The organism is Bartonella sp. AP21QHHD (assembly GCF_042196205.1).
Lineage (GTDB): Bacteria > Pseudomonadota > Alphaproteobacteria > Rhizobiales > Rhizobiaceae > Bartonella.
Genome location: NZ_JBHIPT010000116.1, coordinates 79,031 through 96,692 on the forward strand (window position 1 = coordinate 79,031; position 17,662 = coordinate 96,692).

General features: G+C 37.4%; 14 protein-coding genes and 1 pseudogene. 4 read left to right on the top strand and 11 right to left on the bottom strand.

Annotated elements, in window-relative coordinates; all coding sequences use genetic code 11:
• Nucleotides 1-568: 568 nt before the first annotated feature.
• Nucleotides 569-1,152, top strand: a pseudogene (locus tag ACFIMC_RS08345) (type ISP restriction/modification enzyme); the annotation flags it as partial.
• Between the two features lie 994 nt (nucleotides 1,153-2,146).
• Here the strand turns inward: ACFIMC_RS08345 and ACFIMC_RS08350 are convergent.
• Nucleotides 2,147-3,520: a glutamate--cysteine ligase gene (locus ACFIMC_RS08350; protein ID WP_375612076.1), complete on the bottom strand. Its 1,374-nt coding sequence runs from the start codon at nucleotides 3,518-3,520 to the stop codon at nucleotides 2,147-2,149.
• A gap of 68 nt (nucleotides 3,521-3,588) precedes the next feature.
• Complete coding sequence (locus tag ACFIMC_RS08355; RefSeq protein WP_375612075.1) at nucleotides 3,589-4,332, bottom strand: 16S rRNA (uracil(1498)-N(3))-methyltransferase; 744 nt, start codon at nucleotides 4,330-4,332, stop codon at nucleotides 3,589-3,591.
• A gap of 235 nt (nucleotides 4,333-4,567) precedes the next feature.
• Here ACFIMC_RS08355 and ACFIMC_RS08360 point away from each other — a divergent pair, with 235 nt between their 5' ends.
• Nucleotides 4,568-4,711 (top strand): hypothetical protein, encoded by a 144-nt coding sequence (locus tag ACFIMC_RS08360; RefSeq protein ID WP_375671944.1) that lies wholly within the window; start codon nucleotides 4,568-4,570, stop codon nucleotides 4,709-4,711.
• A gap of 315 nt (nucleotides 4,712-5,026) precedes the next feature.
• Here ACFIMC_RS08360 and ACFIMC_RS08365 read toward each other — a convergent pair whose 3' ends face one another.
• Complete coding sequence (locus tag ACFIMC_RS08365) at nucleotides 5,027-6,907, bottom strand: AsmA family protein (RefSeq protein WP_375681067.1); 1,881 nt, start codon at nucleotides 6,905-6,907, stop codon at nucleotides 5,027-5,029.
• Nucleotides 6,908-7,225: 318 nt separating this feature from the next.
• Between ACFIMC_RS08365 and folD the strand changes: the two genes are divergently transcribed.
• Nucleotides 7,226-8,125: a bifunctional methylenetetrahydrofolate dehydrogenase/methenyltetrahydrofolate cyclohydrolase FolD gene (gene folD, locus ACFIMC_RS08370; protein ID WP_375681068.1), complete on the top strand. Its 900-nt coding sequence runs from the start codon at nucleotides 7,226-7,228 to the stop codon at nucleotides 8,123-8,125.
• A 60-nt stretch (nucleotides 8,126-8,185) separates the two neighbouring features.
• On the opposite strand, the gene edd is transcribed toward folD, so the two are convergent.
• From edd to ACFIMC_RS08410, 8 genes are all read right to left on the bottom strand, one after another.
• Nucleotides 8,186-10,009, bottom strand: a complete 1,824-nt coding sequence (edd, locus tag ACFIMC_RS08375) for a phosphogluconate dehydratase (protein WP_375681069.1) — start codon at nucleotides 10,007-10,009, stop codon at nucleotides 8,186-8,188.
• A 55-nt stretch (nucleotides 10,010-10,064) separates the two neighbouring features.
• Nucleotides 10,065-10,817, bottom strand: a complete 753-nt coding sequence (gene pgl / locus ACFIMC_RS08380; RefSeq protein ID WP_375616357.1) for a 6-phosphogluconolactonase — start codon at nucleotides 10,815-10,817, stop codon at nucleotides 10,065-10,067.
• A 10-nt stretch (nucleotides 10,818-10,827) separates the two neighbouring features.
• Nucleotides 10,828-12,300: a glucose-6-phosphate dehydrogenase gene (zwf, locus tag ACFIMC_RS08385; RefSeq protein ID WP_375616358.1), complete on the bottom strand. Its 1,473-nt coding sequence runs from the start codon at nucleotides 12,298-12,300 to the stop codon at nucleotides 10,828-10,830.
• Nucleotides 12,301-12,420: 120 nt separating this feature from the next.
• Nucleotides 12,421-13,704 carry an NAD(P)/FAD-dependent oxidoreductase gene (locus tag ACFIMC_RS08390; RefSeq protein ID WP_375681071.1) on the bottom strand — a complete coding sequence of 428 codons (1,284 nt, stop codon included), beginning with the start codon at nucleotides 13,702-13,704 and terminating at the stop codon, nucleotides 12,421-12,423.
• Nucleotides 13,705-13,715: 11 nt separating this feature from the next.
• Entirely contained in the window at nucleotides 13,716-15,143 is a 1,428-nt protein-coding gene (locus ACFIMC_RS08395; protein ID WP_375671941.1) for a glutamine synthetase family protein, read from the bottom strand.
• Between the two features lie 458 nt (nucleotides 15,144-15,601).
• Nucleotides 15,602-15,898: a class I SAM-dependent methyltransferase gene (locus ACFIMC_RS08400; RefSeq protein WP_375629834.1), complete on the bottom strand. Its 297-nt coding sequence runs from the start codon at nucleotides 15,896-15,898 to the stop codon at nucleotides 15,602-15,604.
• A 354-nt stretch (nucleotides 15,899-16,252) separates the two neighbouring features.
• Nucleotides 16,253-16,618 (bottom strand): hypothetical protein, encoded by a 366-nt coding sequence (locus ACFIMC_RS08405; RefSeq protein WP_375681072.1) that lies wholly within the window; start codon nucleotides 16,616-16,618, stop codon nucleotides 16,253-16,255.
• Between the two features lie 78 nt (nucleotides 16,619-16,696).
• The gene (locus ACFIMC_RS08410) at nucleotides 16,697-16,858 is read right to left on the bottom strand and encodes a hypothetical protein (RefSeq protein WP_375629811.1); all 162 of its coding nucleotides are present in this window, start codon (nucleotides 16,856-16,858) and stop codon (nucleotides 16,697-16,699) included.
• A gap of 210 nt (nucleotides 16,859-17,068) precedes the next feature.
• Between ACFIMC_RS08410 and ACFIMC_RS08415 the strand changes: the two genes are divergently transcribed.
• Nucleotides 17,069-17,662: radical SAM protein (locus ACFIMC_RS08415; protein WP_375681070.1), on the top strand; the 594-nt coding region annotated here is incomplete at its 3' end.

The following is a 17,662-nucleotide window of genomic DNA, read 5'->3' on the forward strand; positions in this document are numbered from 1 at the left end:
GAGAAATATAAGCAGCATTCATTGCATCTTAATACTGAATAATTCCAGCATATCTTATCATATAAATCTCCTTACCTCTCTCTTTTTCTATTTGAACTGAAGCGAGCTTTCCAAGCAAGGATGAATTAACAATCGAACATTCATGATTTTTCTAGAAAATACACCAACAAGCTACTTCTGCTCATTTTATGGACTGCACTCTCAATAGCTTTGATCAGCACTTCAAATATAATTATTTTATTGAAAATACTTTTTATACATTCTTTCTTTGCTCTCAATGAAAGCTTTTTTATTTTTCAAAACTCTTTTTATAATCATAAAAAGGCTTTGAAATACAACATGTTGATTTATAATCATAATTTACTGTTTTGCATATTAAATGAGAGTCCCGAATAACGTAAGATTCTCTCATTTCAAACCTGTTTATCTTGAATCAATCAAAATCATTTGCTTGCACGTCACAAGCAGGGCTGGCGTATGAGTAAAAATGTATAAGAAAGGAGTAGAAAGACCTCTTATGAAACATCTTAATACAAGAGTTGCCGTAACATTGGAGGGCGGAGCTTGAGCAGAAAATATAAATAATATGATTGCTTTTTATAATAGCGCAGTAAAACGTTTTAACGATACCTATTCATATGCTGATCGAACAACACGTGCATGTGCTATAGATAATTTTGTCACTTTAGATATAAAAAAGATAAGTTGGAGTTATAATGTTACGCAAGAATTAATAAGAGGAAAGGTTTTTGAATTTGAAGAGGCATGCCTCACTCAGAGTTCATATCATCCTTTTACGCAACAGTGGTTTTATTATAATCGGAATCTCAACGATGGAATTTACCAAATGCCTCGTATAGTCCTGATAGGACAAAAAGTTGAAAATAGGATGATACAAATTACAGGCATAGGAGCACGAAGCGTTTTTTCTGTATTGATAGCTAAGAATTTGCCTAATCTAGATGCAATAGATACAGGTCAATGCTTTCCACGGTATCTTTATAAAAACGTTGAATCTCTGTAACTGTTCATGATGAAAAACAATCCCATTTGTTTGCAAATTCAATAAAGGAAAGAAAAACATCTGGTTTACAGAGGCGTGATGCCATTACGGATGAAGGACGAGCACATTTTAAAGCTGCTTATCCTAGTGGAGCATAACAAAGACGATTACAAATTTCTAGATAATGAAAACAATGGAAAAGACTGAGGATATATGATTACAATGAGAGGCTTTAAGCCTACAAATATTATAAATTTTATGAATAGTACAGTTTAAAGCATTAAAAGCAGTCTTACAGTAGATTTACAATGTATGGGGATAATTAATTGCCTATAATAAGTTGCGCTCATACTGATAAAGATTATTCTGCTATAGAAATGTTGTGCTTTTTTGAATTTTTGTGCGTATTCAAACACTCATTCGTTACAAGCTCAATCTCTTTATCTCGTGCCTCTTTATCAAGAATAATAGTATTTTAATATAATACCCCTTTGCATACAAATAGTTATTTCTTATCTATGAATAGCTTATAATTTCATATAACTCTATGAAGATAATATTTTTTATTTATCAATATTTAATGATGTAATTAACACATTCATTATATATAATAATCTTTATTTCTATCTATTTACATAATATATTTCTTTTTTTTATAAAAATAAAATTGAGTTATACATACATAGATCTATCGGTATTTTTTCTACTGTCTTTTTAGCGCACTGAAAGATTGATATCATAATTTTTGTATAATAAAATGCTCTTTCATATAAGCATTGTATATTGAATTATAATAATTGACTATTAACCGCAAATTATATTTTTTTATCCCTTTTAAAAGTGAAAAATATTATTTTCAGACCTATTCATAAGTAGATGAGCCAAGTGAATAAAAAATGTTTGATAATAAGCTTTATCTCTTATGAACTATCTTTAGTACAAAGGGACAACATTACGATTACGGAAATATCGTGATATTATTGGGTATAAAAATCACACTGCCCAAGAGATTTTTGTATTGTATCCTTTCCGTTATGAGAAATGTTAAAAGCAAGGTAGGATATGCTCTCTAGAGAAATGAGTGAATGAACCACCACGGTGATATGCATTTTTAAAAAAGTAGGAAGTATCTTTGCTTCAAATTTAATAGGCACATTCTAAAAATAAAGGTTCTACCGACTCATTCCAAATAGAATAGTAATGGGACAAAAATTTTTCAGCATCTGTTTGTCCCATTGCAACAACCTCTTCTAGAGGATTAAGAAAATTTGTTTCATCAAAACCATTCGTATCATACTGTTTGCGATTTTTTAAGCCTTTGCGAGCAATAGCGAGAGCTTGACGTGCTAACTCTAAAAGAATAGTTTGACGAAAAGGAGTTCTTAACCCTTCTTTAGGAACGCGTTGGCGCAACTCTAAAACTTCTTCAAAACACCAATCTTTTGTCAAAGCCTCTGCCTCATTAAGTGCTTCCCTATCATAAAGAAGCCCAACCCAAAAAGCCGACAACGCACAAATGCGCTTCCAAGAACCACAATCAGCTCCCCTCATTTCTAAAAATCTTTTTAAGCGGACTTCAGGAAATAACGTTGATAAGTGATTAATCCAATCTCCCATGTTTGGAATTGAATTTGCAACTTGTCCTTTTAATGCTCCATTCATAAACTGACGAAACGTTATGTGTGTACAATCATAATAACGACCATCCCGCACAACAAAATACATTGGAACATCAAGGGCCCATTCAACATAATCAGCAAAACCAAAACGCTCAGAAAATACAAAGGGCAGAACGCCTGTCCTCTGATTATCCGTATTACGCCAAATTTCAGAACGCCACGATAAAAAGCCATTTGGGCGCCCTTCTGTAAAGGGCGAACTTGCAAATAATGCCGTTGCAATGGACTGTAACTTCATGGATACTTGCATTTTTCGCCGCATATCACTTTCAGATGAAAAATCAAGATTAACCTGAACTGTTGATGTGCGATACATCATATTAAGACCATTATACCCCACTTTAGGCATATAATCAGTCATAATCTGATAACGTGATTTAGGCATTCGCGGCGTTTCAGCTAAAGTCCACTTTGGACTAGCTCCAAGACCTAAAAAACCTATACCTAATGGTTCTGCAATTTTTTTGAGAAGAGTTAAATGCTCCATCAACTCGTAATATGTATGGCTTACTGATTTTAATGGTGCACCAGATAATTCAAATTGTCCCCCAGGTTCCAAAGAAATGGCTCCCTGATCAACTGATCCTACGAGCCCAATAATATTCTCTTCATCTAAAATAGGTTTCCATCCTAAGGCGCTTTGCATCCTCTCTAAAAGCGCTCGGATTCCCCTCTCTCCTTCATAAGGAACAGGGTGAAAACCATCTCTATAAAACGGAAATTTTTCATGTTCTGTACCAATGCGCCAATCATCTTCTGCTTTATACCCCCCTTGGAAATAGCTAACCAAAGAATCTAAGTTATAAATTTCACTTTCATCAGTTATATCAAGCGCCATAACTTACCGTATCCTATAATTGGTATCATCATCTTAAATAAATTGTTTAGAATGATTTTACAGATTTCTCAATCCATTGCCCAATCCCCCACGGTAGCATTAAGAAGAGCCAAAGCAGCAACAGCGGCAGTATCAGCGCGTAAAATACGCGGACCTAGTGATATTGGAAACACAAAAGGATGTTTTTTTAAAAAGCTCCGCTCTTCTTCACTAAAGCCACCTTCCGGTCCAATAAGAATACCAGGTGTTGTAACGTCACGCTTTTTAAAAGAAGGTAATGGATTATGCAATTTATGCTCTTCATCACAAAAGAATAAAGGCTGTGTCTCATCCCACTGTGCTAAAAGTTCTGCTAATGATAGAGCCGATACGCATTTAGGAAGAGATAAAATTCCACACTGTTCAGAAGCTTCAATAACATTGGCTTCCATACGCGCCATATTGATACGCGTAGCCTGCGTATGATGCGTTATAACAGGCTGCAAAATCGATACCCCCATTTCAACAGCTTTCTGCACCATATAATCCAACCGCGCATTTTTGAGTGGAGCAAAGCAATAAATAAGATTGGAATGCGTCGTTTGTAATCTTTCTTGATGGATAAGCTGAACCACAACAAATTTTTTCTTAACAGTGATAAGTTTAGCAAGCCACTCACCATCCTGTCCATTAAAAAGTAAAATTTCTGCTCCTTCTTTCATACGCAAAACATGCATAAGATAAGAAGCTTGTGCCCCCTCTATCTTTATTTCTTCATTCAAAGCCAATGTCTGTCGGATAAATAATCTTTTAAGTTTATAATTTATGCGCATAAAAATTTTGCCAATGCTCACTATCGTCATCGAGAAAATGAAGAAAAATATATAGCAAAAAGAAAAAATTATATCTATAGAACTATAATATATTAAAGAATTATAGAGTTTTTTTAGCTTTATGAGATAATAATAGGAACTTATAGATCCTTAAGTGATTCTGCTTTCATAAAAGTTTAAATAATGCACCATTCATCTTTGCATTCAGTCATTGATGCATCCGTGGAGGAAAAATATGTCTGCTAAAAAAGCTACAATTATTACGATTACAACCCTCTTAACCTTTATTCTGATTACAGTGGGAATTGGTTCTGTTGGAGCCGACGGGAAGCATACAATTACCAAAGATGGCTATGGTATTTCTTCTGCGATTCAATAAGCACTGGCCAACATCCTCCTTAAAATTTTAATGTTTTTTAGCAATTTTTATAAGATTAGCACCAATATTATGAATCTCTTGTATTTGAAAGATTCCATAAGAAGTTTTTTTATTCCTCTCTTCAGTCATTTATCTATACCAACCTCACTTATTATGACGGTGAGAATGGTTTTTACTGCTTCACGACGAACGGATTTAAAATGAGAGAATCTTCCGATAATGGGAGCTCTGATTTAAATTTAAAAGACAATTTTAAGTTGCAAAAAGACGAATTACCATTATAGGATAGAATATTATACAGATGAAAAACGATACTCAATCTGCGTTAATATCTTTTGTAACCCAAAAATCACCATGATTTTGTCCTTTAGAGCTTAGAGAAAATATAAAAGGCCATGCAAGGCTATTAGCAAGACATTGGACATCTTTACATAAAGTTTCTGATCTATAGTTTTTGCGTAGTTGTGCCTGTAATATCAGTTCATTTTCCTTCCCTTGCGCAATAGCAGTTGCAATGGTTCCTTGAATGGATAAGCTCAAGTCTGCTGTACGCATTAATGACTCTGTTACCTTCATCATACCTTCTGAAAAGCTTGTCTGAATATCCCAGTGATCAAATGTTGTTGAAAAAGTATCATTATTCATTAAAAGAAATTGTTGTTTATTTGAAAGTCTTGTTTGTAATTCATTCAGATCATACCCTAATAGCCGACCAGAAGACATCTTCAGTGTTAACTCACCCTGCATTTTCGTAAAAATTTCTGGCCAAGAATCAGCAAGTGTTCGTACCGTTGCAGTAAAATTCGTTTTGCTTTGTATAAATGGAATAAATCCCAAGATTTCTAAAGTCTCCTGCATATCAATAGAAGCACCTGAAATATTTCCTCCAATACGCACTTTCTGTCCAGCTGAGGTAACTTCAATATTACTTTGCACAGATCCACCAAAAATATTCGCATGTCCAAGATCAAAAATACCATGACCATCTCTTATTTGTATTGCAGCAGCTAAATTTGTGAGTGAAATATTTCCTATTTTAGCTTGTGGCGCAGAAAGTCGTATATCCACGCCAATACAATCAAAAGTTCTCATGTCAAAGCAGGCATTTTTCTTTTTACCTGAAAAAAACATTGAACCCAAGAGGCTAAGGTCTAGATTATCAAAGGCTAAAGAGCCCATGACATTTGGTACATAATCTTGAAAATCGAGTTTTAAAACTCCTCGCGCATTGGCTTTCCCCATCGTAAATGTAACATTGTTCATTTGGATATGCATTGGCTGCGCTAAAAAATGAGATTCCCATACAATGGGTATTTTTAATTTATGTCCCCAAAACTGATTTCCACCAACCCAAGACAATGTCTGATTCCATCTAGGAGAACGCATTGACACTTTTCCGTCAAAAATATAATATTCAGATAATCGAGCCTTTCCTGTAAAAGTTATTCCCCCACGTACAGAATTGAGACTTGCCCTAATATGACTTTTGCCTCCAGCAAGAAGCAGTAATGCTTGAGAAGCATCAAGTGATAATTTTGTAAACTCTCCGCGCCAACGCGCATCTGCACGTAACCGTACTTCCTGAGTTGATTCCGGCCAATCTAAAGTTGCATTTAATCCTGTTATTTTGTCTGCTACTCCTGAAAAACTATCGTGATACACAAGAACACCATTTTTAATGACAATCCGTCCAAAAGGTTGTTTTAAAAGGTGCTCTATCTCTGGATGCTCAGGATTATGTTTTAATATTTCACGCGTATTACGTATTGCCACCCCTAATGCACCTTGTGAGCGAGAAAACCGATCAAAAAAATCTGCTATTGTTTTAACAGGCTTTTCCATAACAAATTGAGGATGCATAATCCGCGTCTCTGAAAAAGAAATATGTCCCCAAAGAAGATCGACGACAGAAAGATCAACTTCTATTGATTCAGCTTCCATTAATGGCGCAACATCATCCATTTTTGATGTTAAAGTAACGCCAGAAAGAAATGCTTTAGGATAAGGAAAAAGATGTAACCGCGGTGGATCACGCAATTGCACATTGTAACCCGTCCATGCACTTAAATCCTGCGCTAAACGAATACGAATCGCATCTCTAGAAATAAGATAAGGTAAAACGAGAATCCCCACTCCAAATAAAAAGATAATTGTAATAAAAACTCCGCTCAAAAATTTTATTATTCTGATGCGCACATTATCCCTCTATACTTATCCCCCTATAACAGATTAAAAACAAACTTAAATGATCATAAAAAGTTTTTATAACCCTATAATTCACTATATCCACTTTGTATCTTCATTATTTTTGTTCTTTATCCAAAATTTATTTAAACAGCAATGTTGCTGCTTCTTTATAAAGCAATTATTTAAAAGTCTTCAAAACTATAAATCCACAACATTATAAAACCATTCTTACTGTTCTCATATGAATATTGCTATAAAACTCTATCGTATTATTAGAAAATGCTTTACAAAAAAAAAAACAAACAGCCTTACCGAAAGGATCTCTGAATGAATAATATTATCGACGGAAAAAAACTTGCTGAAGAGATTATTGTGAAAGTTAAGGCCGAAACAGCAAAGCTCCGCCATCACTATAATATACAACCTAGTATCGCTGTTATTATCGTTGGAGATGATCCTGCAAGTCAAGTATATGTCACCTCAAAAAATAAAAAAGCCGAAGAATGTGGGTTTCTTTCAATCAAACATGCCGTTTCCAAAGAAACGCAAGAAAAAGAACTCCTTCAACTTATTGCAACATTAAATTCTGATCCCAAAATTCATGGTATTTTGGTACAGCTGCCTCTCCCTGCTCATATGAATACAAATCGCATAACACAAGCCGTTGCTTTCCAAAAAGATGTTGATGGTTTTCATTATATTAATGTAGGAAAACTCGCGGCAAATGCACTTGAAGATGCAATTATTCCCTGCACTCCAGCTGGTGCCATGATGATGATTGAACAACACTGTGGACGAGATTTATCTGGACTTGATGCTGTCGTTGTTGGACGCTCTAATATTGTTGGAAAACCTATGGCTGCCCTTTTAACAGCAGCCAATGCCACTGTGACAATTGCCCATAGTCGTACCCGTGACCTTGATGATGTGTGTCGAAGCGCTGATATTCTAGTAGCAGCTGTAGGCCGCCCACAAATGATTAAAAAAGACTGGATAAAAGATGGTGCAATTGTTATTGATGTAGGTATTAACCGCGTTGCTGCACCAGAAAAAGGTATAGGGAAAACACGTCTTGTTGGTGATGTCGATTTTGAAAACGTAAAAGAAAAAGCTGCTGCGATCACCCCTGTTCCAGGAGGCGTTGGACCAATGACAATTGCCATGCTTATGGTTAATACACTCAAAGCCGCTGCGCAATCACACAATCTTCCTATACCAAAATTCTAAGAATTGTAACAATTCATTTTGCATGGTTTCATTGCATATGATTTACCATTTTTACATTCGTCATGTCATAAAAACAGATGCCCCTTGATCTGCACGATTAACGGATTGACGAAACACATGAAAAAGTTCGCGTCCAACACCATGTTCATTTTTTGAAAGATCAGGAGGCGTGGTTGTTCGCGCGTTAAATTTTGCTAAATCCTCCAAAAGAGTTAATTTACCCCCATGAACATCAAGGAAAACAATATCACCATCCTGCAAACGTGCAATGGGGCCATTATCCAAAGCTTCTGGCGTCACATGGATAGCAGCAGGAATTTTTCCTGACGCTCCTGACATACGCCCATCCGTTATCAATGCTACCTTTTGACCACGATCTTGTAAAACGCCTAAAATGGTCGTTAATTTATGAAGCTCTGGCATACCATTGGCTTTTGGCCCTTGATAGCGAATAACAGCGATAAAATCTTTATCATGCAACGCTCCAGATTTAAAAGATTTTTGTAGTTCTTCTTGATCATTAAAAACAAAGACTGGTGCTTTAATCTGCCAATACTCTGGTTTAACAGAGGAAACTTTTATAATAGCTGTTCCCAAATCTCCTGATAAAACGCGAATACCCCCTTCAGGCTGAAATGGCTTTCTCCACCCCGCTAACACCTTATAATCACCACTTTCCTTGAGAGCCGCTTCACGTACCACATGACCATCAGCAGAAAGCTTTGCTTCAATTGCATAAGCATTGAGATCTTTACCAAAAACCGTAGAAACATCTTCATGTACCAAACCTGCCTCGATAAGCTCGCGAATAATAAATCCCATTCCCCCCGCAGCATAAAAATGATTGATATCTGCTAAACCGTTAGGATAAATGCGCGCTAAAAGAGGCACAACGGATGAAATTTCTGCAATATCATGCCATGTCAATTTAATACCGCAAACAGCAGCCATAGCAATCAAATGAATCGTATGATTGGTAGAACCTCCTGTTGCATTTAATCCTACAATAGCATTCACAAAAGAACGCTCATCAATGATCATTCCAAGTGGACTATAATGATCACCAAGATCTGTCATTTCAAGTACACGTTTCGTGGCTTCTTTTGTTAAAGCATCACGCAACGGTGTATTGGCATTAATAAAAGAAGCTCCCGGCATATGAAGCCCCATCATCTCCAGTATCACCTGATTAGAGTTAGCTGTTCCATAAAATGTACATGTTCCTGGTCCATGATAAGAACGTGCTTCTGATGCTAGAAGTGTTTGACGATCTATTTTATTTTCTGCGTAAAGTTGACGTATCTTCGCTTTTTCATCATTACCTTGACCACTTGTCATAGGACCAGCAGCTATAAAAATTCCTGGTAAATGACCAAATGTTAGGGCACCAATCAATAAACTTGGCACAATTTTATCACACACCCCAAGATACAATGCTGCATCAAAGACATCGTGTGATAAGCTTATAGCTGTTGCCATTGCAATTACTTCACGCGAAAAAAGGGAAAGCTCCATCCCCGCATTTCCCTGCGTAACACCATCGCACATCGCGGGAACACCACCTGCAACCTGTGCAACACCACCAACCGTACGGGCCGACTCTTTAATTAAGTGAGGAAATTTTTCAAAAGGTTGATGTGCTGAAAGTATATCATTATATGCCGTGATAATGCCAATATTCCCAACGATATTTCCCTTCAAACGCTCTTTATCTATTGCACCACAAGCAGCAAAGCCATGAGCCTGATTGGCGCATCCTAAAAAACTCCGTTTGGGGCGATGAACTTGTGCTTTCGCAATACGATCTAAGTAAATTTCTCGTGTTGATCGAGAACGTTCATAAATCCTTCGTGTAACGGTAGCAATTGTCTTGGAAAGTGCCATATTTCTCTCCCCCTTTCATTGTTTCTTCCCCTCATTCATTGAGAGAGATTACGTTTTATTCACCTTGTGTCGCATATTTTGATTCACTTATTTCATTTTCTGCAGGCGACCAATAAACCTGAACGAGATGAGGGGAATTACGCAAAATTGCCCGAATAGGCATTTCTGTTTCAGCCCCATCTTGACAAGCTTCCTCAAAACAATCGCGTTTCTGAAAACCCTCGAAATGGAGAATAATGCAACGAGATTGCATAATAACTGGCAAAGTTAGTGAGAGTCTTGGCTCAACAGCACTCTTAGCATGAAGGGGTAAAACAAGTGCTTGTGTTCGTAAATCAAGCGCTTGCTTTAAACGATCAGCATCAGGAAAAAAAGAAGCCGTATGTCCATCCTCCCCCATTCCTAAAACAACAACATCAAAGGGTTTAGGCAAAGTATTAACACGACTCGCCGCTGAAAAAGCAGCAAGTTCAGCAGTAATTGCTTTATGATAAAGCCCTACAAAACGTGCTTTTGCGGCAAAATTTTGTAACAAATGACACCGTACCATATGTTCATTTGAACGTTCATCGTGTGTAGGGACAAAACGTTCATCGACCAAAGTGATAATGATCTTTTGCCAATCAATATCTGCTTTTGACAAATAATGAAAAAACAATTCTGGTGTTTTACCACCAGACACCGCTAAAACTGCTCTCTTGCGCTCAAGAACAGATACACTAAGCTCTGCGGCTACTCGATCTGCTAATGCCAAAGCTAAAGTCTGAGGGGTTTCAAAGTCTAAACGATCAATATTCATTCTATACATACTTATTGCTCTAAACTAAATTGTTCCATATACGTCCATCACGTTCCATGAGGCTCATCGAAGCAGACGGACCCCACGAACCAGCGTTATAACTGTGAACAGGCTGTTTTATTGCTTCCCATCCCTCAATGATTGGATCAATCCAACGCCAAGCAGCCTCAACTTCATCACGACGCATAAACAGTGTTTGATCTCCACGAATAACATCCATTAATAAACGTTCATAAGCATCAGGATTACGTTCAGAAAATGCGGAAGCAAAACTCATGTCTAATGGAATGTGACGAAACCGCATACCGCCATAACTTGGATCCTTAATCATCAACCATTGTTTTACACCTTCATCAGGTTGGAGACGAATTACAAGCCGATTAGAAAAAATTTCATCTAAATCCACATTAAAAATATTATGAGGAATAGGTTTAAAAACCACAACAATTTCAGACATTCGCGTGAACATGCGCTTACCTGTTCGTAAATAAAAAGGCGTATTAGCCCAACGCCAGTTATCAATCTTAACCTTAAGTGCTACAAATGTTTCACTCTTACTCACTCTTCCTAGATCATCAAAATAAGACTCTACCGATATACCATTTGATAGACCAGAAAGATACTGCCCACGTACAGTATGCTGCCCTACATTATGGACATCAAGCGGTGTTAAAGAATGTAAAACTTTAAGTTTTTCATCGCGCACAGCATTAGCACTGTTGGTAAATGGTATTTCCATCGCAACCAAACAAAGTAACTGTAGCATATGGTTTTGAACCATATCGCGTAGAGCACCAGTGCTTTCATAGTATTCTGTACGCCCCTCTAACCCTAAAGATTCAGCAACGGTTATTTGAACATGATCAATATAATTGGAGTTCCATAGCGGTTCATAAAGTGTATTAACAAACCGCAATGCCATTAAATTTTGAACAGTTTCCTTCCCAAGATAATGATCAATGCGAAAGATCTGCTCTTCATTAAAGGCGCTTGCAAATACATCATTAAGTGAAATAGCTGTTTTTACATCGCAACCAATTGGTTTTTCAATGATAATCCGTGTTTGTGCTGTCACCAAATTATTTTTTCCCAACTTCATCGCAATATCAGCAAAAAGTGACGAACCAACAGCCAAATAAAAAGCTCGAATATCTGCTGAATCTTGTGACAGAAGGAGGGCTAAATCCTTCCACCCTCGATTTGAGGTAACATCAACAGAAACATAGCTTAAACGTGCAAGAAAACGATTGAGTTCTGTTGAATTGAGATCTTTTGGATGGATATGTTTTTCTAAAGAAATGCGAACAAAATTTTGATATTCTTCACAACTTAAGAAAGTGCGCGAAACCCCAATAATACGTGTTGGCTCACTGAATTGCCCAGCACACTGACAATGATACAAAGCCGGCAAAAGCTTGCGCAACGCCAGATCACCATTGCCACCAAAAACAATACAATCAAAGGAAGAAACTGGAATAATTTTACGCACCATGAACTTGTTTATTTTTCTATTCGATTATGAAATCCCATATCACTTATAAAAGCTTTCATCATTAAAGCAGACAGATACTAAATAAGCCATTAATTTTCTTCATTTCAAGCAATGTTTACATTAAAGGCGATCCAATAAAGAAAACCAACGCATTGCTAAAAATATAAGCGGATAACGCAAAACGCGTCCCCCCAGAAAAGATGAAATCTTTAAGTCTTGGAAATAGGAAAAACGTTCATATTTTCCAGTTAACCATTCTGCGTATAATTTTCCCACGAAAGGAGCCAGCATAACGCCATGCCCTGAATAACCACCACAATAAGTCATCCTTGAGAAAAGTTGGCGAACATAGGGCATGCGTTCAACTGTGATGGCAACCGTTGCTCCCCACCGATGGCTTAAATTGATAGAATGTAATTGAGGATAAATTTCAACAATTTGCCGTTTTATACGTTCATCTAAATTTAGAGGATGCTTATTATCATAACTTTCTACACCACCAAATAAGAGACGATTATCAATGCTTTTGCGAAAATAGCGAACCATAAAACGGGAATCATCAACCGATTCCCCCCCTATAAGAATTGAACTATGCTTTGGTAATGGGTCCGTTGCTCCAATATAAGAGCGAATAGAAACAATATTTTTCTCAATAAAACGCTCCAGACCAAGTTTATACCCATTTGTTGCAAGTAAAACATGCTCTGCTGTTACACTGCCTTTTTCTGTTATTACTTTCCAATGTGCTCCCTTGCGCCTTATGGTCGTTACTTGTGACTTCTCATAAAGCTTAGCACCAGCATCTTGTGCTCTTTTTGCCAACCCAATAATCAATTTTAAGGGATTTATATGACCGGTATCCGCATCATAAATACCACCACAATAAAAAGTTGATCCAAGTCGCTCAAATGTTTCAGCCTTATCCATAAAAGTAAGCGCGTGATAGCCATAACGCTGCATCGCCTCAATATGCCGTTGATAAGAGAGAAGCTCACGCCTTTTATGAGTTACAGAAAGCTGTCCTCCTATCAAATCACACGGACAATTAGGCATTGCGCATAAAGCTAAAATATCTCTTTTAGCTTCTTCTGCCAAATCAAACAGAGCCTTACTCCGCTCAAAACCATACTTTTTTTCTAATGTTTCTACCCATTGCCGTTGCCCTGTTCCCAGCTGTCCACCATTGCGCCCTGAAGCACCATCACCAAAACGTGATGCTTCAAATAAAACAACATCTACTCCAGCCTTGGCTAAATGATAAGCAGCCGAAAGACCCGTAAATCCGCCTCCAATAATGACCACATCACACTGTCTGTTTTCACAAAAAGAAGGATACGATGGACGTTCTCTTAAAGCATCTTCATACCAAGAAATTCCTGGAGAAATTGAATTATAATCAATCATCGTCATAAAATTTAAACATTCAGCAGGAGATATTCACGCTCCCACGGACTGATTACTTCCATAAAAGTTTCAAACTCTTGGCGTTTGATTGCAGCATAAGTACTGACAAACACATCCCCTAAAATAGCACGTATCACTGTATCTTGTTCAAACAAATTGACTGCCTCAATGAGTCCACGCGGCAACTCAATATTATCAGCGTTTACATTATTTGTCGCTGGCTCATCCGGCTCAATTTTTTGTTGCAAACCAATAAGACCACACGCTAAAGAAGCTGCAAGAGCTAAATAAGGATTCGCATCTGATGAAGGAAGTCTATTCTCAACACGTCGCGCTTGAGGAGCAGAACGGGGAACTCGAAAAGCTGTAGTACGATTATCATATCCCCATCGCAAATTAACAGGAGCCGAATTATCAGGGACAAGACGTCGATAAGAATTCACATAAGGTGCAAGCATCACAAGTACCCCTGGCATATGTTTTTGCAATCCACCAATAAAATGGCGAAAACAGATACTTTCTTCACCATTTTCCTGTGTAAAAATATTCATACCGGTTTTCTTATCAACAACCGATTGGTGAATATGCATAGCAGAACCCGGCTGCCCTTGAATGGGTTTTGCCATAAAAGTTGCATACATATTATGTTTTAGTGCTGCTTCACGAATTGTTCGTTTAAACATAAAAACTTGATCCGCTAATTCAATAGGATCACCATGACGTAAATTGATTTCAAACTGTCCTGCTCCTTCTTCATGAATGAGGGTATCAATTTCCAATCCTTGTGCCTCTGAAAATTGATAAATATCATCAATCAAATCATCGAATTCATTAACACCAGCAATGGAATACCCCTGTCCACCACCAATTGAACGCCCAGAACGACCAACCGGTGGAACTAACGGATAATCAGGATCGGGATTTTTTTGTACCAAATAAAACTCAATTTCTGGTGCCACAACAGGGCTTAAACCCATTTTTGTGTAAAAATGAACCACTGTTCGTAAAACATTGCGTGGTGTGTAATCCACAACCTGACCATTTTGATACACAAGATCACAAATCACCTGTGCCGTAGGAGCATCTTCCCATGGAACAATGCTTAACGTAGAAAGATCAGGCTCAAGGCGTAAATCACCATCTTCTTTAGGATATTCAAAACCATGACCATCTTCCGGATAATCCCCTGAAATTGTTGCCATAAAAACTGCTGAAGGCAATGCCAATGATGTTTCCGATGTAAATTTTTTAGAAAGCATCATCTTGCCCCGTGGTACCCCTGCTTGATCAGGCGTAATACATTCAATATCCTCTACCTTACGAAAAGCAAGCCATTGTGAAACTTGTTCCCAATTGCGCACACCACGTAAACTTTTGAGAAAACGAGAGACAGGTTTAAAATTCTTACTTTTCGTTTGTTTACCATTTTTTACAGCCATAACATACCAACTTTAAAAACAATCAAGTCCTATTCTTATTGTATCAGCCCATGCATAAACGACACGAAAAAAATTTATCAACTGATATTTTTGAAGAATACTATAAGATCTATCAAGGTAAAAGAACTTTACGCTCAAAAAGCTATCCTATCACCATAGTGAAAAAATTGATATTGCACCCGATACATCGGTGCGAACCTTCTCCTTATATAAAATAGCGAGAAATACCATATTGTACGTAACCTAATTCCGATTCAAATAATCATATATAAGCAAACATTGACGAGAATAATAAAGGCGAGATATTTAATTTCCTTTTGGTTGTAGCAATGCTTCATATTAAAAGAAAAGAAACTTTTCTTTTAATATGAAGCAAGTTTTGTAACTCTATTGTTATCCACATAGAAGTAAACACCCTAGGATGGTGAGTAGCCTTTACAGCTAGTGCTTACAAACACTCACCCCGCCGTAATATGCGTAAATGTATTTTCAGGATAAGACATACGCTCAGCATTTCCAATATGAAACTTAACCATCGCCTGCATAATAGAGCTATCAACCTTGTTCTGAGCGGATGGTACAAACTCTGCACTTATATCAATTTCCACCGCTTGACATTGCTCTTCGCACACAATATTTAGAGCTGAGAATCCAGTAGAGCATACCAAATCCAATAGATAGGAATTTTTGCTAATTGCGCCATGCGGGATCCAACATCTGATAGTCTCCAGCCCACTAGGAGATGTGTTATTTATATCTAAAAAGCCAAAAAATCAGGATATGAGAACACAATAATATCAATTTCCTTTGAACTAAAGTCCTTCATCGTCGATCTTCCACCATCGTAAATTTTTTTTGTATCAGTTGCTTTCACATACTTTGACTTCTGACCTAGTGATACTGTGCAGATTGAGTACACATCCCCAGAGCCCAGATTGTAATTAAGTTCGTACCATTCTGCTCTTTTATAGAGCTAATATTTGAAAATAAATAACCATAATCTTTAGATATAACACGCCTAGGTTCAATAATTACCGTAAGCTTATGTAAACCACAACCCAATTGTGATAATGCCTCATAAATTTTACGAGGGTATTCGTCATTGATCGTCATGGCATCGCAGAACGCTGTGGAAGTCGGATATCCCCGCCTAAACTGATAAAACTTTTTTGATCCTTCAATGCGTAAATATCCTTTCCAGCCTTAGTTAAGGTGGATACTATTAACTCAGTCGAATTCAAATTAGAGCCCACATGAAAAGGCGCCCCATTAAGCCTAATCCTATTGGATTCTAGCAAAGATAATGCGGCACGTAACTCCGCCGCAGTCATACCAAAACGCGATCTATCCCCGTTTGCCAGTACATGGCACAATCTCAATGAGATTTTAGGTAGTATATCAAAATGGCGTGCAAGAGTGATGATGTCATGTAATTCGATAATATTATCACACTGGATATTTATATGTTTTCTAATAGGATAACTCTATCTCTTCTCGAAGTTTTACAGGGATATTAAAAAATGTATCTCTACCTTTAAAACCATCTTTTTGCGCTAATGATATCTCATAACCAGACGCAAATTCCAAGTCCCAGCAACATAACAATGATGCCCCGCACGTCCATTAAAATACCCTGCTTTTTCTCGCCCTAGGCATCCATAGCCCGACCACGTAAAACAGGATACCAATTGCAATATCAGACCATAAGGCTGCAAGAGAAAGTTCTTTTATATTTTTATCTTTACATTGCCTCTTAAACAAGCTCATCTGTTCATATAATGAGTTATATGTATAATACATATAACTTCTACAAAAGGAGGATTCATTATGTTCCGTGAAAATCTTTGGTAATACACTCGGATAATTGGATCACCAGTCGCCCGTCAATAATATAGTGCGCGTTAAGAAATTGGGGGAGATAAGCTATGCAACTCGTGGATCATCCTTTTGTGAAATTCGATCAACTCAAGCTGATTTACAACTTCACATATCCGTTATTTCGCACTATTTCAAATGAATTTTACGATTACCTAGACTTTAATAAACTAGCGCACAGTAAGCAGATTCCACAAGCGCATACTATTTCTCTTTATTTGCATATTCCCTTTTGTGAAACCATCTGTTCCTTCTGTCCCTTTCAGAAAGGGGCCTACAAGCACGTTAAGCAAATCGAATCTTATATGTCAGCGCTTACCACAGAGATCAGAAACAAAGGAAATTTCATTCGCTCGCTTAGAGGGCCCATCCGCAGCATCTATATAGGGGGCGGCACACCGTCGCTTTTGTCTGCAGATAATATCCGCCACATCGGAAAAGTATTGCATGCCGAATTTGAGCTCTCTTCCTTAACTGAGCTTACACTGGAAAGCGAACCGAAGAGCGTCACACGTGATAAACTTTATGCTGCCCGTGAGATCGGCGTTAACCGGATCAGCTTCGGTTTACAGAGTCACATTATACAAAAAAACGCAATAAAGTCAATATGTTGTTTGCAATTATTTTATATGAATCCACTCAAG